Raw genomic sequence first — 20,191 nt, 5'->3', positions numbered from 1 at the left:
GCTACGGCCATGGGTGCAAACACGTTCAAGACGGAGTTCCGGGTCATGACAGCAACGTCAGCGGGTCATTCGTCGTCCGGGCACGCCAGCGAGGCGCGCGCGGGTCAAGGTCAAGTCGCAGTAAGGAAGTCGAAGGCGGTGAAAGTGGCGATGGAAGAGGATCAGGAAGCCGTGAATCTGGCGGCAGACTGGGCAGACATCAGCCTGGGCCTTCGTAAGGACCTGGGCCATCAGGCGCACAGCCAGTGGATCCGTCCGATCCAGCCGGGCAACTACTGCGCGGAGACGGGCACGCTCGATCTCTATCTCCCCACCGAATTCTCCGCCAACTGGGTTGCCGACCGTTTTGCCGACCGGCTTTCGCTGGCCTGGAAGATTGCCCGTCCCGACGTGCGCCACGTGCGCGTGCTGGTGCATCCGGGCCGTCGCCAGCTGCCCGAGCTGCGTCTGGGCGGCGGAGGCCGTCCCGCCAGCGCGCCTGCCAATGATTCGGCACAGGGCGCCGGCGACACGCTGGCCGCTGCACTCGTCGGCGAATCGTTTGCCTCGCTGGGTCAGGGCCCGGCCGGGATCGACGCCTCGCAGACGTTCGCCTCGTTCGTGACCGGCACCTCGAACGTGCTGGCGTTCAACGCCGCGCAGCGCATGTCGGCCACGGAAACGCCGCAGTTCTCGCCGCTCTACCTCAAGGCCGCCACCGGTCAGGGCAAGACGCACCTGCTGCACGCGATCGGCCACGCCTATCTCGCCAGCCACCCGCAGGCGCGGATCTTCTACTGCTCGGCAGAGCGCTTCATGGTCGAGTTCGTCCAGGCGCTGCGCCAGAACCAGATGATCGAGTTCAAGGCCCGCCTGCGCGGCTTCGACCTGCTGCTGGTGGACGATATCCAGTTCATCATCGGCAAGGCTTCGGCACAGGAAGAGCTGCTCTACACGATCGATGCGCTGCTGCAGGAAGGCAAGCGTCTGGTCTTCGCCGCCGACCGCGCCCCCCAGGCGCTCGATGGTGTCGAGCCGCGCCTGCTCTCGCGCCTGTCGATGGGCCTCGTCGCCGACATCCAGCCTGCCGACATCGAACTGCGCCGCGCGATCCTCGAAGGCCGCCTGACACGCTTCGCTTCGGTGGACGTGCCTGCGGACGTGATCGAGTTCCTGGCCCGCACCATCAATCGCAACGTGCGCGAGCTGGTCGGCGGTCTCAACAAGCTGATCGCCTATGCCCAGCTGACGGGCCAGGCGGTGTCGCTCCAGCTCGCCGAAGAGCAGCTGACCGATATCCTCTCGGCCAACCGTCGCCGGATCACCATCGACGAGATCCAGCGCACGGTCTGCCAGTTCTACCGCATCGACCGCACCGAGATGAGCAGCAAGCGCCGCGCCCGTGCGGTCGTGCGCCCGCGTCAGGTGGCGATGTACCTCGCCAAAGTGCTGACGCCGCGCTCGTACCCCGAGATCGGCCGCAAGTTCGGTGGCCGCGATCACTCGACGGTGATCCACGCCGTGCGCCTGATCGAGGATCTGCGCAGCCGCGATGCCGACATGGACGGCGACGTGCGCTCGCTGCTCCGCCAGCTCGAAAGCTGAGGTTTTCCGCCGGATATCCGGCGTGCAACAACAGCCTATTCACAACGTTATCCACAGGTCGGCCGCACCCGATGCGCGCCGGCCTGTTTGCGTTTCACCGCCTCCAAAGCCCGCATCGGCGCGTGTTCACACTTTTTAACTTTTGGCTAACCCGCGCCTCTCTAGCGTCCTCTTCAAGCCCGATGGTCTTCGGGTTCGACCACACCAACGTCTACAACCAGAGGAAGAGGCAAGCCCCCCCCCCCTATGCGCTTCTATCAGGCCACCACGTTCCTGTTTCCGCGCCATTACGAGTGGCGCATTCTGACCGTCTGCTTCGGCGCCGTGCATGTTCCCCTGATCGCCTGCGTCGCCTTTGCCGCGCTGTCGGGCCAGTGGCATCCGATCACCCTGCTGGTCCTGCTGCTCGCGACGCTGGCCGGCACCGCCTGCGGGCTTGCCGCCGTGCATGGCCTGCTCTCCCCCGTCACCAAGGCCACGCGGATGCTCGAATCGATCCAGGCCGGACGGCGCGTCCAGGACATTCCCATCGGGGGGCGCGATCTGGTCGGCCAGCTGCTTCATGGCGTCACCACCGCCGCCAACGAATCGGCCGCGCGGATCGAGAAGCTGACCGATGCGGCAGAGCGCGACCCGCTGACCGGCATCCGCAACCGTCGCGGCTTCCTAGGCACGGCCGAGCGCCTGCTCGACGGCGAGCGTCCGGGCGTGTTCGCGCTGGTCGACATCGACCACTTCAAGCTCATCAACGACCAGCTCGGCCACGATCGCGGCGACGACCTGCTCACCGCCTTTGCCGCGCGCCTGTCCGAAGGTGTGCGCCGCACCGATCTGGTCGCGCGCTGGGGCGGCGAGGAATTCGCGGTGGTCTTCCCCGATACCGACATGAACGAGGCGCACCGGGTGATGGACCGCCTGCGCGCCGCGATTGCCGACAGCACCACGCTCGGCGTCGGCAGTCGCCGGGTGACGTTCTCGTGCGGCCTTGCCCCGCTTTCAGGCTTCTCGTCGTTGGGAGAGGCCACGCGTGCAGCGGACACCGCGCTCTACCGCGCCAAGGCCGGCGGGCGGAACCGGGTGACGCTGGCTGCATAGGGCAGACATTCAGCCCTGACGGCCTGCAAATGGCGATTTCCCGAGCTTCCGGTACTCACGTACAAAAAAGTACGCTGCGCTCCGGGTCTCGAAAAATCACCATTTTCGGCTCGTCATCATCTGAATGTCGAACGCCCCTGGGCGTTGGCCTGCGGCATCAGGTGGAACCTTCACCCTGCCCTGCCCATGCGCTAGGGCAGGGCCATGGCTCCTTCCCCCTCGATCGCACCAATCACCCCCATCATCACGCCAGAGCGCGCCCAGCGCTTCGCCCGGCACATCGTGCTGCCCGAGATCGGCGGCGCCGGACAGGTTGCCCTCGCCCGCGCACATGTGGTGCTGATCGGCTGCGGCGGCATCGGTGCGCCCGCGCTCCAGTATCTGGCAGGCGCGGGTGTCGGAAAAGTGACGCTGATAGACCGTGATGTCGTCGACACCAGCAATCTCCAGCGCCAGACTGTTTTCACGCCGTCGGATGTCGGCACGCCCAAGGCGGAAGCGGCGGCCGGATGGGTGCGGCGTTTCGATCCTGCCATCGATGTCGCCGCTTGCGTCGAGAACGTGGGGAGCGAAAACGCGAGCGCACTGGTCTCCGGCGCCGATCTGGTACTGGACGGGTGTGACAACTTCGCGACTCGCCTCGCCGTGTCAGATGCCTGTGTCGCCAGTGACATATCGCTGACAAGTGCGGCGGTCGGCCGCTTTCAGGGGCAGGTCGCGAACTTCGCCGGACACTTGCCCGACCAGCCCTGCTACCGCTGCTTCGTGGGCGATGCCTTCGACGCGGCCGACTGTGACACCTGCGCCGCCGACGGCGTGCTGGGCGCAATGGTCGGCATGGTCGGCACCTTCGCGGCAATGCACGCGATGCGCGTCCTGCTCCACGGCCACGCCGCGCTGGGCGACGACCCGCAGTTCGGCACGCTCCACCTGATCGACGGCCTCAAGCCCAGCATGCGCGCGATGCGAATTGCGAAAGACCCGGCCTGCCGGGCGTGTGGAGGGTAAAGTCTGAAGGAGGGTTTTCCAGTTACGATATGCAATACCGCCGGGAGCGAGGTTTTCTGCCGTTCGGCAAACGCCCCGTAGCCGCCGTTAAAATCCTGTCGTCATCCCAGCGAAAGCTGGGATCGCTTCCGGCATTATGTAACGATAGCGGGATGGGAGGCTGGACCTGCATTCCTGCGTCGCGGATGATGCAGCACCGCGCCGGAAGTCGAAAAGCACAATCCCGGATGGTGTGATCTGTTCGACCGTCTCAATTGACCGAGAGCGATCCCAGCTTTCGCTGGGATGACGGCATTATGAGAACGGCAACTTCCCACCCATAACAGACGTCAAACTGGACGTGTTTCAGGTCCATCAAGCCGACTCCGGTCATGAAGGGCTGGCGCGGATTGCGGATTCTCACCGCGACACCCTCTCTGCCATCGATCTTGAAGCGAATTGAGGATGACAAGCAGGGATACGTCCATTTTTATTCCCCCACCAAGCCCGCCATCTAACGTCTGATCGATCGCGTAAAAAACGACGCCGCGTTCCCCTGCCTACTCCCGCAATGCCCGCTTGAACTGGTCCGACAGCGGGCGCAGGATGTAGCTGAGCAGCGAATGCTGCTGCGTCTGGATGAACACTTCCACCGGCATGCCCACAGCCAGATGCTTGCCGTAAAGCCGGGCCAGTTCCTTGCGCGGAATGGCGATCCGCGCCTCATACCACACGGCGCCGGTGGCAGCGTCCTGCGTGCGGTCCGTCGCAACGCGCAGGACACGCCCGTCCAGTTCGGGTGTGGTGCGCATGTCGAACGCAGTGAAACGCAGCACTGCCCGGCGCCCCGCCCCTACCCGGTCAACCGCACTCACCGGAATCCGGGCACTGACCTCCAGCGTCCCGCCATCCGGTACGACCTCGGCCACCGTATCGCCTGCCCGCACGATCCCGCCAATCGTCGAGACCGCCAGCTTTTCGACCGTGCCCGCGACCGGCGAGCGGATCGCGGTATGCCGATCTTCATCCTCCGCGCCGGCAGCGCGAGGCCCTGCGTCGGCCAGCGCCGCCTGCGCCTGCCCGAGATCGGCAGCCGCCTGCGCCCGCGAAGTGCTGGCAAGCGCGGCAAGCTGCGCCTCAAGTTCCGCGATCTGTGCCCGTGCCCCGGCAACGCTTTCCTCTGCGGTCTTGCGACTGGCCTCCACCCCCACGGCTGCCCGTTCCAGCGCACTCAACCGATCGAGCGTGGTCAGACGGCGTTCGTAGAGTTTGCGGGTCTGGTCCAGCTCGCGCCCGATAAGCGCCTGCTGGCTGGCGTAAGCGACAGTGTCCGCCTCACCGCGCCGGACATCCGCCCACGCCGCCGCGATCCGCGCCCGCAACGCGCGTGCCTGATCGGCAAGAGCGGCCTCGTTCAAGTGCAGCGCCTGCCGCTCGTCGCGCAGGATTCCTGTGGCCGCCTGCCCGGACAGCGCCGTCGACGTGGCGACGTCGCTGCGCCCTTCGCTTTGCGCACGCAGCCGGTCGACCCGCGCGATCAGCCGATCCCGCCCCAGCCCGGCGTATGCCGCACTGGCCCCTGCGACAGCCTGGTCCAGCCGCACAAGCACTTGCCCGGCCCGCACGTGATCGCCGTTCTCCACGGCAATCTCTGAGACCACACCGCCATAAGGGGGCGAGACGCGCTTGACCTGGCCTGCGACATCGACTGTCCCTTCGGCCACGACGGCTCCTGCCAGCGGCAGGAAGGCCGCCAGTCCGCCCAGGCCAAACACCAGTACGACAACGCCCAGAACGCCCGCACCCGCCAGCCGTCGCAGACGCATCTCGTCTGCAGCGGCAGTCGAGCGAACCGGGTCCGAAGAAACCGCAGCGGTGGGTGTGACGAGCACCAGCCCCATCATCCGTGCCCTTCGGCATCGGCCTCGGCCATCGCGAGATCCTCCTCCACCGGTGACGGCTGCGAGCCCTGCTCGCTCGCATCGCGGCGCACGAAGCGGTCGCGCGGTCCGAACTGCTCTATGCGGCCATTGCCCATCACCAGCACATGGCTGACATGCTCGACGATGCTGGCCCGATGCGCGATCACGATGACGATGCCACCACGCGCCCGTGCCGAGGCGATCGCCCGCGCCAGCGCACGCTCCCCCTCGAAATCGAGATTGCTGTTGGCCTCATCCAGCACCAGCAGGAAAGGATCGGCATAGAGTGCCCGCGCCAGCGCAATACGCTGCTGCTGCCCACCCGAAAGGCTGGCGCCATTGGCCCCGATCACGTAGTCGTATCCGCCCTCCAGCCCGACGATAAGATCATGCACATCGGCCGCGCGCGCCGCGGCCAGGATCGCATCGCGGTCGGCGTCCGGCTCGAAGCGCGCGATGTTCTGCGCCAGCGTCCCGGGCAACAACTCGATCCCCTGCGGCACATACCCCACGATCCGCCCGCGCTGCGGCCCCGACCACTGATCGAGCGTGGCCCCGTCCAGTCGTACCGAACCATGGCGCAGCGGCCAGATCCCGCAGATCGCCCGTGCCAGCGTGGATTTCCCCGACCCGCTGCGCCCGATCACCGCCACAGCATCGCCTGCCTGCACACGAAAGCTCGCCCCCGACACAGTCTGCTCGCGAAGCCCCGGCGGCGCACAGGCCACCGCCTCCAGCACCAGATCGTGCGAGGGCAGATCGAGCCCCATCGGCTCCTGTTCCACCGGCACGGCCTGCAGATGATCGCGCAGCCGGACCATGGCCTGCCGGGCGGCGAGCAACTGCTTCCAGTTGGCGATCACCTGTTCGGCCGGCGCCAGCGCGCGGGCGGACAGGATCGAACTGGCGATGATCACTCCACCGCTCGCCCTGCCCTCGATCACCAGCCATGCGCCCAGTGCCAGCACCGCTGACTGCAGGAGCAGGCGAAAGGCCTTGCTCGCCCCGCCGATCGAGCTGGACAGCCAGGCGAGACGATCGTTGGCGGCGAGATGCGCGGTCTCCGCATCGTGCCAGGCCCGGCGATGCCAGCGCGACATGCCCATCGCCCGGATCGTCTCGGCATTGCGGCGCGTGGTCTCGGCCATGCCGAAACGCGCGCTCGATGCCTGCACGTTCAGCATGGCGGTTGTGCGGGTAGCGCGGTCGTTGAAGATCATCAGCCCGATCAGTACCAGCGCGCCCGCCGTCACCAGCAGCGCAAGGCTCCAGTGAAACACGGCCAACACAAGCAGGTAGAGCAGCACCCAGGGCAGGTCCAGCAGTGCCAGAGGCCCCGGCCCGGAGAGGAAACTGCGCACGGCATCGGCATCGCGCACGATCTGGATACCATTGGGCAGGACACCGTGAGTCAGCTCGAAGCCGGAAACCACATCCATGACCCTATCAGACAGGCGCCGGGTGAACATGGTGCCGGCCTGTACAAGGATCGCGCCGCGCAGGATGTCGAAACCCGCCTGAAACAGGTAGGCAAAGGCAACCAGCACGAACAGGCCGACCAGCGAGGGCACGCTGCGCGAGGGCAGTACATCGTCATAAACGAGCAGCATGAAGAACGAGCCCGACAGCAGCAGGACGTTGTAGACGCTGCTGATCGCAGCGATCGGCAAAAGCACCCGACGCACCGGGGTCGTGGCATCACGAAGATCCTGCGCCAGAACGCCGAAGCCGAACATCGATCCTCTACCTCCGCAGCAAGCTCGGATGGTCCGCTGCAAGACGCGGCGGCGCAAGGCGAGATCGGTGCATTTTCGAGCAATCCCCGCGTGCTGGACGCCCCATCCGCGCTCTACACTGGCGGTGGCTGGCGCTTGCCCATGCCGCCCTGCCGGATGACACCACCATGCCCCTTCGCACAGCCGCCACGGATCGCCCTCGCCTGTGGACCGCCGAGAGCCTGCTGCCGGCCGCAATTCTGTTGCTGTGTCCCGGCATCGCCCATGCGGAAACGCTGTCCGAGGCGATTGCCGCCGCGCTCGAACAGAACCCCGTTCTCGCGGCCGACAAGGCGCAGGTGCGTGCAGCAGACGAAGTTCGCAACCGGACGCAAGGCGCCTATGGCCCAAGCCTGTCGGTAACGGTCAGCCATGACTACACGCTCGAAAGCGATCGCGACCCGCCTTATGCCTCGACGCGGGACGGGTTCGCCACCTCGGGTGCCGTGACGCTGACGCAGCCGCTGTTCACGTTCGGGCGCCTCGCGGCTGCTACCCTGTCGGCCAAGGCGCAGCAGGGGCTGGCACGCGAACAGTTGCGGGCCGCGCGCCAGACGCTGATCCTCAATGTCGTCGCTGCCTATGCCGCGCTTCGACGCGATCTTGCGCTGGAGTCCGTGGCACGGGAGAACCGCGATCTGCTGACGCGCCAGCGCGCGATCATTCAGGCCCGCTACGATCTTCGCGATGCGACTGCCCCCGATCTGGAACAGACCGCCGCCCAACTGGCTTTGGCAGAGGGGCGCGTGCTGGATGCCCGATCCGCTGTCGAACAAAGCGCTGCCCGCTATCGCAATCTGGTTGGCCATTACCCGGCAGACCTTCAGACGATCCCCTCGCCCCCGCCGCTCCCGGCGCGCACGGAGCTTGAGGCGCAAGGCATCGATGCCAGCCCCGATCTGGCTATCGCCCGCCTGCAGGAGCGGATCGCCTCCGCCGCGCTCGCCGCAGCCCGCGCCGAGACAGGGCCGGCGCTTTCCGCCCACGCCTCGGCAGAACGAACGCCCTTCACGCCTTATGCGAATACCAGCCGCAGCGAATCGCTGGTGGCAGGCGTCACGCTGTCGATGCCACTTTACAGCAGTGGCCAGCTCTCGGCTGCGGTGCGCGAGGCAGAGGCCCGCGATCAGGCCGCGATCCTCCAGATCGAACAGGCCTGGCGCGACATGCGCGAAGCGATTGCCGCCAATCAGGCAAGCGCCGCCACCGCGCGCGAGCGGCTGCCGCTTTACCGGGAAGCGGTCCGCAATGCCGAAAGCGCCGTAGCTGGTATTCAGGAACAGGAGCGCGCCGGCATTCGCACACTGCGCGAAGTGCTCGATGCCACGACCGACCTGTTGACGGCCCGCACCACGCTGGCGCAGGCGGAAGCCGATGCCCTGACCACGCAGGCCAGCGCCCTGCGCGCTGCCGGGTTGCTTGACGACGAGACCGCCCTGTTCGCACCAGCCATCGACAATGTCACGCCGCCGGACGAACACCTCGCCACCCCCTCTCTATCACTATCCCCGGCAACGGATAATCTGGCAGGACTGCCGCTCCGGCCACTGATCGCACCGCTCGATGCGCTGGCGGTTTCCAGCCGCGCCACACCGCCCGAAGTCCATCACCAAGACGACGCGCAATTTGTCTGGCCCTCCCTGCCTGCCAGTACCCCGCCCTGACCCCAGCTGCCCCTGACCCCAGCCGTACCTGAACCTAGCGAGCCATATCGGCGGGCAGCCCCAGCGACCGCCGCAGGTGTTCCACCACATGGCGTGCGCGGGCAGGCAACGGCCATTCTGCACGGTGCAGCAGCCACAGCGTATCGACCACCGGAGTTCCGCACTCGACAACGCGGATACACTCCTGCTTCGCAAAAGCCTGCCGGGCGTAACGCGGCAACACGGTGAAGCCGAGGCCACGCGCCACCGGCTCCAGAATCAGGCCGACCTGATTGGAAAAGCCACGCACCGGCAGGTGGCGTACGCCGGGATTGCCCCCGAACCGGCGCGAGAGAAGCCGCGTCGCCATTGCCTTGCCGTCCGGGTGATCGATCATACCGATGCGGCGCAGATCCTCCCAGCTGTCCGCGACCTCGTTCACAGGAACGATCAGTTCGAGCGGCTCTTCGAGAAAGGGCGTTGCGGCAAGACGAGGATCGTCCGGACGGATCGACGCTATGCCGAAGTCCGCCCGGTTGGCGGCAACATCCTCGACCACCCCGGCATCCGGCGCGAAACGGTGACGGATAACGAGGCCCGGTTCCCGCTCCTGAAGATCGAGCAGCAACGGGTTCAGCAGCAGGCCGACACTGCCCGGCGTTACCACTTCGACGTCACCGGCCAGCACATCCTGCCCGACCAGCCGCGCCGCCAGTCGCAGTTCGGCCGCTTCAAGCTCCCGCGCATGATCCAGCAAGGCCAGCCCCACAGGCGTCCATTCCAGCGCCCGCGAGCGGCGCAGCACCACTGCCCCGAACCGGTCTTCCAACTGGCGGATATGCTGACTGACGGCGGCCTGCGTCAGATCGAGCGCCTGCGCGGCGCGGGTGAAGCTGCCGGCCTTTTGCAGCGCCAGCAGCGAGCGACTCCACAACGGATTTATCATTAGGATATTTTATGAATTGAATAAGGAATCATGCCTTCTTCTAATCCACATCCATACTTATTCCAAGAACGACCCTTTCAAGGAGCGATCTTGATGACCACCACCTATCCACGCGCGTTCTCGCATATCGGCCTTTCGGTGCCGGACCTCGATGCCGCCGTGAAGTTCTACACCGAAGTCATGGGCTGGTATCTCATCATGCCGCCCACCACGATCACCGAGGACGACAGCGCCATCGGCGTGATGTGTACCGACGTGTTCGGCAAGGAATGGAAGTCCTTCCGCATTGCCCACCTTTCCACCGGCGACCGCGTGGGCGTGGAAATCTTCCAGTTCCTCAATGCCGAGAAGCCCGACAACAACTTCGAATACTGGAAGACCAGCGTCTTCCACTTCTGCGTGCAGGACCCTGACGTGGAAGGCCTCGCCGAGAAGATCGTTGCCGCCGGCGGCAAGCAGCGCATGCCGGTGCGCTATTACTATCCCGGCGAAAAGCCCTATCGCATGGTCTACTGCGAGGATCCGTTCGGCAATATCCTGGAAGTCTACAGCCACAGCTACGAGTTGACCTATTCGGCCGGGGCCTACGCCTGAGATGACCGTGCTTCCCGGCGAATACGAGGTCTGGGGCTGGCGGGAAGGCTCCGACCCGCTGGCTCTGACGCATGACACCCGCCCGCTGCCTTCTCCGGCAGCGGGCGAGGTGCTCGTGCAGAACCACGCAATCGGACTGAACCCGGTCGACTGGAAAGTGCTGGGCGCGATGGACAGCTGGGCACCGGGCCATGTGCCGGGTGTCGACGGTGCAGGCGTGGTCGTCGCGTTGGGCGAAGGCGTCGCGACCGGGTGGCTCGGCCAGCGCGTCACCTATCACCAGAACCTCTCGGTACACGGCAGCTACGCGCAGTTCACACCGGTGCGCGCCAAGGTACTGCTGCGCCTGCCCGCCGCGATGGACTTCGCCACGGCGGCCGGATTACCCTGCCCGCTGCTGACCGCCTGGACCGCGCTCGACCAACTCCCCTCGCGTCACGGCGAGGCCATGCTGGTGAGCGGCGCAGGTGGTGCTGTCGGCGGGTATATCGTTCAGTTGGCCACCCGAGCGGGATGGCGCGTCACGGCGATGTGCAACGCGCGCCATCGCGAACGACTCGCGGGGCTGGGCGCGGTCGACTGGATCGCGGGCCCTCTGCCGGACGATACGGTGTGGAGCGATCCCCGCCGCTTCCTCGTCGTGATCGATTCGATTGGCCCCGACCACGCCATGCGTCTCCACCCAGCCGTCCGCGCCAAGGGGCACCTCGTGTGCATCCAGGGTCGTGTCGCCCAATGGCCGAGCCCGGCCTTCGGGCGCGCACTGTCGCTACACGAAGTCGCGCTCGGCGCGCTGCACCAGCACGGCGACAATGAGGACTGGGCCCGCCTCATCACCCACGGCGAAGCCCTGCTCGGCGACGTTGCTGCGGGCCGAATCGTCGCCGAACCGCTCATCTCCGCCTCCTTCGCGGAACTGCCGCAGGCCCTTGCAGGCCTGCGCGACCGGGACTTCACCGGCAAACCGATCCTCCTTGTGGACGGAAAGGCATCACAATGACCGACGTCACCAACTCCCGTGTCCTGATCGTCGTCACCTCGCCGCCGTATGCCACGGCCCGGCAGGGCTGGTCAGCTCCATCGACCAAGACGGCAAGCCGCTCGTTGCCGGTCGCAAGGTCAGCAGTGAGGAACGCGCCGCCGGTCTCGACAAGGCCGTTCCCTTCCTGCTCGAAACGCGCCTCGCCGAACTCGGCGCGCAGATCGACAAGGGCCCCGACTTCGAGCCCCACGCCGTTCGCGACGGGCAGCTTGTGACCGGGCAGAATCCGGCATCCTCGCTCGGCGTCGCGCAGCTGGTGCTGGAAGCGATTACTCCCTCGGCCTGATTTCGTCCCCCCGGTCGCATCTTCACCCCCCGAAAGCGACCGGACCCGGGTGTGCGTGCGCGGCGTTCTCCCTCCCCCTCTGAAACTCCCGCACGCACACTTTTCCTTTTCCGTCACTTGCGTCTACGAGGCAACGACATGACCACTCGAGTCTTCTCTCCCTTCACCCTGAAGGACGTCACTCTCCGCAACCGCATCGCGGTGCCGCCGATGTGCCAGTATTCGGCACGCGACGGCTACGTCACCGAATGGCATCTGGCCCACTACACCGGCATGGCCCGCGGCGGTGCAGGCCTCGTCATCGTCGAGGCAACCGGCGTCTCGCCCGAAGGTCGCATCACGCCGGGCTGCACCGGCCTGTGGGAAGACGGCCAGATCGAGGGCATGGCGCGCATCGCCCATGCCATCAAGGCGGCGGGCTCTGTGCCCGGCATCCAGATCGGCCACGCCGGTCGCAAGGCCAGCGCCAACAAGCCGTGGGAAGGCGATGACCATATCGCCAACGATGCTCCCGGCGGCTGGCAGACGATCTCGCCCTCGGCCATCGCTTTCGGTGGCGGCCTGCCCAAGCTGCCGACCGAAATGTCGAAAGCGGACATCGCCCGCGTCACCGCCGATTTCGTCAGCGCTGCCAAACGCGCGCTCGATGCGGGCTTCCAGTGGCTCGAACTGCACTTCGCCCACGGCTATCTGGCGCAGAGCTTCTTCTCGGTCCACGCCAACACCCGCACCGACGAGTACGGCGGCGATGCCCGGAAGCGCGGACGCTTCCTGATCGAAACTCTGCGCGAAGTGCGCAAGGTCTGGCCGGAAAACCTGCCGCTGACCGCCCGGTTCGGCGTGATCGAGTTCGACGGCCGCGACGAGGAAACGCTGTCCGAAGCCATCGGCCTGGTGAAGACCTTCAAGACCGAAGGGCTCGATTTCCTGTCGGTCTCGATGGGCTTCTCGACGACCGAGGCGAACGTGCCGTGGAGCGACGGTTTCATGGGCCCCATCGCCAAGCGCGTGCGCGAGGAAACCGGCCTGCCGGTCGGCACGGCATGGGGCATGGACAAGCCCGAGGTCGTCACGGCCGCGATCGACGGCGAGCAGATGGACGTGGTATTCGTCGCCCGCGCGCATCTTGCCGATCCGCACTATCCCTTCCGCCTTGCGCGCAACCTTGGCGTGCCCAAGTCGGCTACACTGCTGCCCGAGCAGTACGCCTATTGGCTGTCGCGCTATCCCGGCCCCCAGAACGGTGATCCGATCGAATGAGTGAAACGTCCCGCGCCCCCATGAACTCGGCTGCCAGTCCTCGCGACAGTCAGCCCGGCCCTCAATCCGAGCCGCAGCCCCGCATTTCCGATGCTCGGTTGCGGCTGGTGATGATCCTTGTCACCGGATCGATGTTCATGGAAATTCTCGACGGGACGATCATCGCCACCGCGCTGCCCTCGATGGCCAAGGCCTTCGGGACCACTGCGGTGGCGCTCAACATCGGTGTCAGTGCCTATCTGCTGGCGCTGGGTGTCTTCATCCCGGCCAGTGGATGGGTCACCGACCGGTTCGGCGCACGGCGCGTATTCGCCGCCTCGGTGGGGCTGTTCACGCTCTCCTCGGTGCTGTGCGCGCAGGCGGGCGAATTGTGGATTTTCGTGTCCCTGCGCGTACTACAGGGCATGGCCGGCGCCATGATGGTACCGGTCGGACGGCTGGTCGTCATGCGCTTCACACCGCGCAACCAGCTGGTCGTGGCGCTCAACAACCTTGTCTGGCCCGCACTGGTCGCCCCGGTGCTGGGGCCGCCACTGGGGGGCTTCATCACCCAGCACTTCGGCTGGCGCTGGATCTTCTACATCAACCTGCCGCTGGGCGTGACGGCGCTGTTTGCGGCCTGGGTGCTGATCCCGCAGGCCTATGGCGAAGCCCGCCGGTTCGACTGGCCCGGCTTTTTCCTGAGCGGCCTTGGCACGTTCGCCCTGCTGCTCGGCCTTGAACTGGCAGGCGAAGGCGGCAACGCGATGGGCCTTGGCGCCATGGCGATCGGCCTGGTCCTGCTGGCGCTTGCCGTCGCTCACATGAATCGCGTGGCTGCCCCGATGATCCGCCTGAAATCCTGGGGGATCGCGACCTTCCGCGCCTCGATCCGCGGCGGCTCGCTGGCGCGTCTCGGCATTGCCGCCGTGCCATTTCTGCTGCCGCTGATGTTCCAGGTCGGCTTCGGCTACACACCGTTTCATGCAGGCCTGTTGGTGCTGGCGCTGTTCGCCGGCAATATCACGATGAAGCTGGTGACGACGCGCACGCTACGGACATTCGGCTATCGCCGGGTCCTGCTCGTCAACGGACTGGCCTGCGTCGTCACCATCGGGGCCTGCGCCCTGCTGACCCCTGACACCCCGCTCGTGGTAATCTGCGCGATCCTTTTCGCCAGCGGCATGGCTCGCTCGATGCAGTTCACCACCATGGCCACGCTCGCCTTCGCCGATGTGCCCAAGTCCGACATGAGCGATGCCAACAGCCTGTTCAACACCACCTCGCAGCTGGCGATGGCCGCCGGCATCGCCATATCGGCCCTGCTGGTGCGAGGCGCCGAACCGCTGGCCGCCATGCTCGGCCTGAACGAGCCCGGCATCGCCTACCGCCTGGCCTTCCTGGGCATGGCGCTGTTGACCCTGACCGGCATTATCGACGGGCTGCTGCTACCCAAAAACGCCGGAGACGAGCTGCTGAGCCGCAAGGCCGCATAAGGGAAGGCTTTCCCCTTCCCTATACGCTCAGCCTTTCTCCACCCACCAGCGCATCAGCCAGTTGGCGACAGCCGTGAGCGGCGGGGCATCGAACGCCTCACCGTCGCGCCCGGCCTCGCGCGCGGTCAGCGCCTCGATCACGTCTTCGCGGGTGAACCAGCGCACATCGGCCATCTCGCTTTCGTCGATGACGATCTCGGCACTGTCGGCGAGGCCATGGCAACCGATCATCAGCAAGGCGGGGAAAGGCCATGGCTGGCTGGCGATATAGGCCACGTCGCGTACCCGCACGCCCGCTTCCTCGTAGACCTCGCGCGCCACGGCTTCTTCGATGGTCTCGCCCGGCTCGATGAAACCGGCGAGCGTGGAATAACGGCGCTCGGGGAAGTTCAGGCCCCGGCCCAGCAAGGCGCGCCCCTCGTGCTCGATCAACATGATCGCCACAGGGTCAACACGCGGGAAGTGATCGGCCCCGCAATCCTCGCTGCCGCAATGGCGCTGCCAGCCGCCCTTGGCGATATGCGAGGCATGGCCGCAGACCGGGCAGAAGCGATGGTTTGCATGCCACGCAGCCAATGCTCGTGCGGTGCCATAGGCAGCCAGTTCACCGCTGCCGAGCCCCGCCATCACGCTCCAGTTGGCCCGCCCCGGACGGTAGCCGCCCTTGGGCGCGACTTCGGGCACGGCCACGAAGCAGCCGCGCTCTCCGTCGAGCCCGAGGAAAACCAGCTCGGCATCCTCCCGTGTATCGGCCAGCGTGCCCCAGTCTAGCGCGCCGGTCGCCGTCAGGCGCGGCTCCAGATCGTCGAGCAGCAGCAGGCGCGCATCGGATGTCTTCAGGCGTGCCAAAGCCTCGGGATCGGCGCGGACATGGTCGGCACGGTCGACGTGCGAACCGGAAAAGGCAATCGGCCCGAGCGTGCGGGTCAGCAAAGAAGCGGGGGGAAGCGACACGGTCAGGAAGTCTCCAGAATGGCCATGATGTCGGCCTTGAGGGCGCGCTGGAACTCAGGCAGCAGGCCTAGCGCGTTGGGGGGCATGAACTGGGCAAACAGTTGCGAGCGGTAGCCGTGAACCATATCGACCATCGCCACCGTCCCCGCAGCGCCCGACCAGCCGAAGATCCCGGCTTCTGCCCCCATACCGACGCGGCCTCCGGCCCCGAAGCCGCTGCGGGGAGAACCGTCGATCACCGGCAGCGGTACACCGGCGGGCAGGAGGTTCGACGTGCCCATCCGCACCGCCTGCTCGCTCAGGATACGGCGCCCGTCGAGCATGCCGCCCTGCGCCAGCAACCGCAGGAACCGGTCGTAATCGCGTGGGGAGGAAACGAGGCCCGAGCCACCGAACGGGAACGCGGGCGCGCTCAGAAACACCGAGGTATCGCCCGGATCTATCGGCACCAGATGGCCCGCAACGACGCCGTAGTTGGCCGTCAGCCGGTGCATATCGCGAGGCGACACCTGAAATGTCGTGCTCGCCATCCCGGCAGGTACAAACAGACGCTCGCGCAGGAAAGCGTCGAAGCGTTGCCCCGTCACCACCTCGATCACCCGGCCCATCAGATCGAGCCCCATCGAATAGTGCCATGCCGTGCCCGGATCGGCGACCAGCGGCACTTTCGCCAGCCTTTGCGCGAAAGCCTCCAGCCCCGAAACCGGCGTCCCCCAGTCAAGCCCCGGCAGGCTGATCCGCGTCACCTGCCCCGGCACCAGTCCCTGCCGCCGCATCAGCGCGGCAATCGGTCCCTTCTGGACGATCGAATAGCCAAGGCCCGAGGTATGCGTCACCAGTTGCCGGATGGTGATCTCGCGCGGCGACGGATGCAGCGCGGTGATCGAGCCATCGTACTGGTTCTGCACCTGCATCTGCGCATATTCGGGCAGGATTTCCGCCAGAGGCTGGTCGAGGCCGAGCCTGCCTTCCGCGATCAGCTGCATGGCCATGATGCCGGTGATCGGCTTGGTCATCGAATAGATGCGGAACAGGCTGTCCGCGCTCATCGGCGTGCCATCGGTAAAGGACTGCATGCCGCGCGCGACGAACTGCGCGGGCTGCCCCGGCAGGCCGAGCGAGGCGACGAGGCCGGGGAAATGCCCCGTCCCGACCCAGCGCGCGACCACGGCCTCGACATGCGCCATATGGTCGGGCTGCGAGGCAGCCAGCGCAAGGCGCGGCAGCAGCGCGGCGCCGACCCCTGCGCTCGCCGCCATGCGCAGGAACAGCCGCCGGTCGAGCGCAGCACCGAGGCCTTCAGTGGTCATGCCAGCCCCAGCCTTGCCGCACGGGCGAACAGCGTGGGCAGACCCGCCTCGTCGATCCGGGCGAGCGGCCACCACTCGCCATCGAGGGCATGCGCCACCTGCTCCAGCGGCGCATCGGCGCCAAGCCAGCCCGCGACGCCCAGTTCCAGCGTGAAGTGGGTAAAGACATGCTCCACCCGGCCCAGCGGCTCCCAAGCCCCTGCTAACGGCGGCTCAGTATGCCCATCGGCTTTCGCGCTCCATCCATCATCGGGGAGTGCCCGCATCCCGCCGAGCATGCCCTTACCCTCACGCCGCACGGTCAGGACATGCGGCTCGCCCCCGATCTCGCGCTCGATCCAGAACGCCCGGCCCTGTCGGCGCGGCTTAGCTTTCTTCGGCGCCTTTACGGGAAACCGCTCCGGCTCGCCGGACATCCGTCCCACGCAGTCTGCGGAGATCGGGCAGAGCAGACAGCGCGGGTTGCGCGAGGTACAGACGGTCGCGCCAAGGTCCATCATCGCCTGCGCGAAATCGCCCGCGCGCGCATCCGGCGTGATCCGGTCGGCCAGTTCACGGATACGCGGCCGCACGCCGGGCAAGGCGTCCTCCAGCGCGAACAGCCGGGCGACTACGCGCTCGACATTGGCATCGACCACTACCGCGCGCTGCCCGAAGGCGATGGCCGCGACCGCCGCCGCCGTATAGGCCCCCAGACCCGGCAGCGCGCGCAGTTCCTCCTCGGTCGAGGGGAACACGCCGCCCCGCGCGGCCACTTCGCGCGCGCAGGCCAGAAGGTTGCGCGCACGGGCATAATAGCCAAGGCCCGCCCATGCCGCCATGACATCGGCATCCGGCGCCACGGCAAGGTCCATCACGCTCGGCCAGCGCTCGGTAAAGGCAGCGAAATAGGCCTTTACCGCCGCCACCGTCGTCTGCTGGAGCATGACTTCGGACAGCCACACGCGATAGGGCACGCTCGGCGGCGTTCCGGGCGGTGCCCGCCAGGGCAACTGCCGCGCATGAACGTCGTACCAGGCCAGCAGATCGCGTGCGACTGCAACGTGTGGTGGATCGTTTGCAAGCAGGGCCGTTTCGGAACTGGAGTCCATCGCGCCGCTATGGCATTGGAACGCGGACAATGGAACGCCAAGGCTCGACATCTCCGGGAAAATCCGCCCCCAAAAAGGCAGAAGGGTCCAAGGCTGAAAAGGCCAAGGGCGAGAAAGCTGCCGTCGCGCCCAAGCGCTTCGAGCGGGCGCGCGGCGGGCCTGCGCGGGCGATCTCCGATCTCATGCCCGAAGTCGGGCGCACGGCATTTCGGCGCTTCGGCTTCGTCCAGTCGAGCGTGGTCTCGCGCTGGCCCGAGATCGTCGGTGCCCGCCATGCGCGCATCTGCTCGCCCGAATCGATCCGCTTTCCGCCCGGCGAAAAGAGCGAGGGCATCCTCCAGCTGGTGGTCGTGCCTGCCCATGCCACGATCATCCAGCATGTGATCCCCGAGATCGTCGATCGGGTAAACCGGTTCTTCGGGTACAATGCCGTGGCGAAAGTGAAGATCCGGCAAGGCGCGGTTAAGGCACCGCCTGCTTCACCGCCCAAGGGGGCGCCGCCATCACTCAAGCCCGTGCCGTTCGAACTTGGCGAGTCGCTGCGCGACATCGGCGATCCCGAACTGCGCGCGGTCCTCGAATCGCTTGCCCGCAGCATGAGCGCCAGGGACGGACAGGAGACCAAGTAATGTTCAAGCATACCGCCGCGCTTGTCGGCCTGTCCGCCGCGCTGCTGATCGGCACGGCAGGCAGCACCGCCCTTTCCGCCGCTGCCCCTAAAAAGGCCGCAGTCTCGGCAGGCCGCAACTGGTCGCTGGTCGAAAGCGCCAACCCGGATGGCACGATCACCGTCGGCAACCCCAATGCGCCGGTGAAGATGACCGAATACGTCAGCTACACCTGCCCGCATTGCGCGGAATTCCACAAGGACTCGACCGCCGCACTCCAGCAGTCGGCGATCCCCAAGGGCCAGATCCAGGTGACGGTCAGTTCCTTGCTCCGTAACCCGATCGACCTTGCCGTCTCGCTGCTGGTGGCCTGCGGCGATCCGCGCCAGATGTGGACCCGCCACAATGCTTTCATGGGCACCCAGGATGTGTGGATCGCCAAGGCCGAGATGTTCACGCGCGATCAGCAGCAGCGCTGGTTCACCGGCGCCGTACCTGACCGCATGAAGGCGATCGCCACCGACTTCGACTTCTATGCGACGGTCAAGCCCTGGGGCATCAGCCAGGCGCAGGCCGACCAGTGCCTCTCCAGCAAGGCGGCGATCGACAAGCTGATGGGGCTGCAGAAGGTTGCCGAACAGGTCGGTGTTCCCGGCACCCCCAGCTTCGTGGTCAATGGAAAACTGGTGGAAGAGCATGACTGGCCTTCCCTCCAGAAAGACCTGCTCGGTCGCATCGCGGCACACCGCAGCGGCCTTTCCTGACACTTTCTCCCACGCAAGGACAGCGCAGCACTGATGCGCTTGCCTCTGCGATGCATCCTCCGCTAGCTTACCCTTTCCAGCAAAGGATCTCCTGTCGATGACCCGCATCCGCGCTCTTGCGCTTGGCCTTCTGGCCGCTCCGCTTGCCCTCGGCCTTGCCGCCTGTGGCTCCGGCTCCTCCAGCGACGGCCCAACCGCCAGCGCCACCGCAGTTGCCAAGGTCGCTCCGCCGACCGGTGAGCAGTGGTCCGACGTCGTCTCCAAGACACCCGAAGGCGGCTATCGCATGGGCAACCCGAACGCCCCGATCAAGCTGGTCGAATATGGCGCGCTCAGCTGCTCGCACTGCGCCAAGCTGGCGGACGACGGCTTCGCCACGCTGCGCAACACCTATATCGACAGCGGCCGCGTCAGCTACGAACTGCGCTATTTCATGCTGAACGCCTTCGACATTCCGGCAGCGCTGCTGGCCACTTGCGGTTCGACCGAAACGGTCATCCCGCTGTCCGAACAGTTCTGGGCCTGGCAGCCCAACATGTTCCAGAACATCCAGGCCGCCGGCGACGCCAAGCTGAAGGAACTGCAGGCCATGCCGCCGCCGCAGCAGATCCCGGCTGTCGCCCAGCTTTCCGGCATGACCGACTTCTTCGCCGCGCGTGGCATCCCCAAGGCGCAGGCCCAGGCCTGCCTTGCCGACACCGCCAAGGCCAAGGCGCTCAGCGACATGACCGATCAGGCGACCAAGCAGTACAACGTCGAAGGCACGCCTACCTTCATTCTCAACGGCTCGTCGATCGGGTCGATGGAATGGGGCGAGCTGGAAACCAAGCTGCAAGAGGCCGGCGCGCGCTGATC

At 66.5% G+C, this 20,191-nt stretch carries 18 protein-coding genes; 12 read left to right on the top strand and 6 right to left on the bottom strand.

Annotated elements, in window-relative coordinates:
* Positions 1 to 150 precede the first annotated feature (150 nt).
* From dnaA to AC3EC3_RS11760, 3 genes are all read left to right on the top strand, one after another.
* Positions 151 to 1,584 carry a chromosomal replication initiator protein DnaA gene (gene dnaA, locus AC3EC3_RS11770; RefSeq protein ID WP_488489857.1) on the top strand — a complete coding sequence of 478 codons (1,434 nt, stop codon included), beginning with the start codon at positions 151 to 153 and terminating at the stop codon, positions 1,582 to 1,584.
* Between the two features lie 246 nt (positions 1,585 to 1,830).
* Positions 1,831 to 2,679 (top strand): GGDEF domain-containing protein, encoded by an 849-nt coding sequence (locus AC3EC3_RS11765; RefSeq protein WP_488489782.1) that lies wholly within the window; start codon positions 1,831 to 1,833, stop codon positions 2,677 to 2,679.
* A 204-nt stretch (positions 2,680 to 2,883) separates the two neighbouring features.
* Positions 2,884 to 3,687: a HesA/MoeB/ThiF family protein gene (locus tag AC3EC3_RS11760; RefSeq protein WP_488489781.1), complete on the top strand. Its 804-nt coding sequence runs from the start codon at positions 2,884 to 2,886 to the stop codon at positions 3,685 to 3,687.
* 539 nt (positions 3,688 to 4,226) lie between these two features.
* Here the strand turns inward: AC3EC3_RS11760 and AC3EC3_RS11755 are convergent.
* Together AC3EC3_RS11755 and AC3EC3_RS11750 are read right to left on the bottom strand one after the other, a co-directional pair.
* Positions 4,227 to 5,570, bottom strand: coding sequence for an HlyD family type I secretion periplasmic adaptor subunit (locus AC3EC3_RS11755; RefSeq protein ID WP_488489780.1), 1,344 nt, complete (start codon positions 5,568 to 5,570; stop codon positions 4,227 to 4,229).
* The gene (locus AC3EC3_RS11750; RefSeq protein WP_488489779.1) at positions 5,567 to 7,324 is read right to left on the bottom strand and encodes a type I secretion system permease/ATPase; all 1,758 of its coding nucleotides are present in this window, start codon (positions 7,322 to 7,324) and stop codon (positions 5,567 to 5,569) included. The genes AC3EC3_RS11755 and AC3EC3_RS11750 overlap by 4 nt, the downstream gene beginning before the upstream one ends.
* A 167-nt stretch (positions 7,325 to 7,491) precedes the next feature.
* Here AC3EC3_RS11750 and AC3EC3_RS11745 point away from each other — a divergent pair, with 167 nt between their 5' ends.
* Positions 7,492 to 9,027, top strand: coding sequence for a TolC family protein (locus AC3EC3_RS11745; RefSeq protein WP_488489778.1), 1,536 nt, complete (start codon positions 7,492 to 7,494; stop codon positions 9,025 to 9,027).
* Positions 9,028 to 9,061: 34 nt separating this feature from the next.
* Here AC3EC3_RS11745 and AC3EC3_RS11740 read toward each other — a convergent pair whose 3' ends face one another.
* The gene (locus tag AC3EC3_RS11740; protein WP_488489777.1) at positions 9,062 to 9,940 is read right to left on the bottom strand and encodes a LysR family transcriptional regulator; all 879 of its coding nucleotides are present in this window, start codon (positions 9,938 to 9,940) and stop codon (positions 9,062 to 9,064) included.
* Positions 9,941 to 10,045: 105 nt separating this feature from the next.
* On the opposite strand from AC3EC3_RS11740, the gene AC3EC3_RS11735 reads away from it, so the two are divergent.
* The 5 genes from AC3EC3_RS11735 (at position 10,046) to AC3EC3_RS11715 (ending at position 14,609) form a co-directional block, all read left to right on the top strand.
* Entirely contained in the window at positions 10,046 to 10,546 is a 501-nt protein-coding gene (locus AC3EC3_RS11735) for a lactoylglutathione lyase family protein (protein ID WP_488489776.1), read from the top strand.
* 1 nt (position 10,547) lies between these two features.
* The gene (locus tag AC3EC3_RS11730) at positions 10,548 to 11,546 is read left to right on the top strand and encodes an alcohol dehydrogenase catalytic domain-containing protein (RefSeq protein ID WP_488489775.1); all 999 of its coding nucleotides are present in this window, start codon (positions 10,548 to 10,550) and stop codon (positions 11,544 to 11,546) included.
* Positions 11,521 to 11,874: a type 1 glutamine amidotransferase family protein gene (locus AC3EC3_RS11725; RefSeq protein WP_488489774.1), complete on the top strand. Its 354-nt coding sequence runs from the start codon at positions 11,521 to 11,523 to the stop codon at positions 11,872 to 11,874. Before AC3EC3_RS11730 ends, AC3EC3_RS11725 begins: the two co-directional genes overlap by 26 nt.
* A gap of 138 nt (positions 11,875 to 12,012) precedes the next feature.
* Entirely contained in the window at positions 12,013 to 13,134 is a 1,122-nt protein-coding gene (locus tag AC3EC3_RS11720; protein ID WP_488489773.1) for an NADH:flavin oxidoreductase/NADH oxidase, read from the top strand.
* A complete protein-coding gene (locus AC3EC3_RS11715; protein WP_488489772.1) occupies positions 13,131 to 14,609 on the top strand; it encodes an MFS transporter in 1,479 nt (492 codons plus the stop codon). Before AC3EC3_RS11720 ends, AC3EC3_RS11715 begins: the two co-directional genes overlap by 4 nt.
* Before the next feature lie 27 nt (positions 14,610 to 14,636).
* On the opposite strand, the gene nudC is transcribed toward AC3EC3_RS11715, so the two are convergent.
* From nudC to AC3EC3_RS11700, 3 genes are read right to left on the bottom strand one after another with little or no spacing between them, the layout of a single operon-like run.
* Positions 14,637 to 15,563, bottom strand: coding sequence for an NAD(+) diphosphatase (gene nudC / locus AC3EC3_RS11710; protein WP_488489771.1), 927 nt, complete (start codon positions 15,561 to 15,563; stop codon positions 14,637 to 14,639).
* Positions 15,564 to 15,565: 2 nt separating this feature from the next.
* Positions 15,566 to 16,873: a serine hydrolase domain-containing protein gene (locus AC3EC3_RS11705; RefSeq protein ID WP_488489770.1), complete on the bottom strand. Its 1,308-nt coding sequence runs from the start codon at positions 16,871 to 16,873 to the stop codon at positions 15,566 to 15,568.
* The gene (locus tag AC3EC3_RS11700; protein ID WP_488489769.1) at positions 16,870 to 17,964 is read right to left on the bottom strand and encodes an A/G-specific adenine glycosylase; all 1,095 of its coding nucleotides are present in this window, start codon (positions 17,962 to 17,964) and stop codon (positions 16,870 to 16,872) included. Before AC3EC3_RS11700 ends, AC3EC3_RS11705 begins: the two co-directional genes overlap by 4 nt.
* A 29-nt stretch (positions 17,965 to 17,993) precedes the next feature.
* Between AC3EC3_RS11700 and AC3EC3_RS11695 the strand changes: the two genes are divergently transcribed.
* The 3 genes from AC3EC3_RS11695 (at position 17,994) to AC3EC3_RS11685 (ending at position 20,189) form a co-directional block, all read left to right on the top strand.
* Positions 17,994 to 18,593: a DUF721 domain-containing protein gene (locus AC3EC3_RS11695; protein WP_488489768.1), complete on the top strand. Its 600-nt coding sequence runs from the start codon at positions 17,994 to 17,996 to the stop codon at positions 18,591 to 18,593.
* Positions 18,593 to 19,336: a thioredoxin domain-containing protein gene (locus tag AC3EC3_RS11690; protein WP_488489767.1), complete on the top strand. Its 744-nt coding sequence runs from the start codon at positions 18,593 to 18,595 to the stop codon at positions 19,334 to 19,336. The genes AC3EC3_RS11695 and AC3EC3_RS11690 overlap by 1 nt, the downstream gene beginning before the upstream one ends.
* A gap of 97 nt (positions 19,337 to 19,433) precedes the next feature.
* A complete protein-coding gene (locus tag AC3EC3_RS11685; RefSeq protein WP_488489766.1) occupies positions 19,434 to 20,189 on the top strand; it encodes a DsbA family protein in 756 nt (251 codons plus the stop codon).
* Positions 20,190 to 20,191: the final 2 nt, after the last annotated feature.

Source organism: Novosphingobium sp. BAM6 (assembly GCF_057784955.1).
The sequence above is the reverse complement of the archived record's forward strand: the minus strand, read 5'-3'. Positions and strand labels throughout refer to the sequence as shown.

Excerpts from the sequence above, each read along its gene's own strand:
- dnaA (WP_488489857.1), top strand. The coding sequence starts at position 151 with ATGGAAGAGGATCAGGAAGCCGTGAATCTGGCGGCAGACTGGGCAGAC.
- AC3EC3_RS11765 (WP_488489782.1), top strand. The coding sequence starts at position 1,831 with ATGCGCTTCTATCAGGCCACCACGTTCCTGTTTCCGCGCCATTACGAG.
- AC3EC3_RS11760 (WP_488489781.1), top strand. The coding sequence starts at position 2,884 with ATGGCTCCTTCCCCCTCGATCGCACCAATCACCCCCATCATCACGCCA.
- AC3EC3_RS11755 (WP_488489780.1), bottom strand. The coding sequence starts at position 5,570 with ATGATGGGGCTGGTGCTCGTCACACCCACCGCTGCGGTTTCTTCGGAC.
- AC3EC3_RS11750 (WP_488489779.1), bottom strand. The coding sequence starts at position 7,324 with ATGTTCGGCTTCGGCGTTCTGGCGCAGGATCTTCGTGATGCCACGACC.
- AC3EC3_RS11745 (WP_488489778.1), top strand. The coding sequence starts at position 7,492 with ATGCCCCTTCGCACAGCCGCCACGGATCGCCCTCGCCTGTGGACCGCC.
- AC3EC3_RS11735 (WP_488489776.1), top strand. The coding sequence starts at position 10,046 with ATGACCACCACCTATCCACGCGCGTTCTCGCATATCGGCCTTTCGGTG.
- AC3EC3_RS11730 (WP_488489775.1), top strand. The coding sequence starts at position 10,548 with ATGACCGTGCTTCCCGGCGAATACGAGGTCTGGGGCTGGCGGGAAGGC.
- AC3EC3_RS11720 (WP_488489773.1), top strand. The coding sequence starts at position 12,013 with ATGACCACTCGAGTCTTCTCTCCCTTCACCCTGAAGGACGTCACTCTC.
- AC3EC3_RS11715 (WP_488489772.1), top strand. The coding sequence starts at position 13,131 with ATGAGTGAAACGTCCCGCGCCCCCATGAACTCGGCTGCCAGTCCTCGC.
- AC3EC3_RS11705 (WP_488489770.1), bottom strand. The coding sequence starts at position 16,873 with ATGACCACTGAAGGCCTCGGTGCTGCGCTCGACCGGCGGCTGTTCCTG.
- AC3EC3_RS11700 (WP_488489769.1), bottom strand. The coding sequence starts at position 17,964 with ATGGACTCCAGTTCCGAAACGGCCCTGCTTGCAAACGATCCACCACAC.
- AC3EC3_RS11695 (WP_488489768.1), top strand. The coding sequence starts at position 17,994 with ATGGAACGCCAAGGCTCGACATCTCCGGGAAAATCCGCCCCCAAAAAG.
- AC3EC3_RS11690 (WP_488489767.1), top strand. The coding sequence starts at position 18,593 with ATGTTCAAGCATACCGCCGCGCTTGTCGGCCTGTCCGCCGCGCTGCTG.
- AC3EC3_RS11685 (WP_488489766.1), top strand. The coding sequence starts at position 19,434 with ATGACCCGCATCCGCGCTCTTGCGCTTGGCCTTCTGGCCGCTCCGCTT.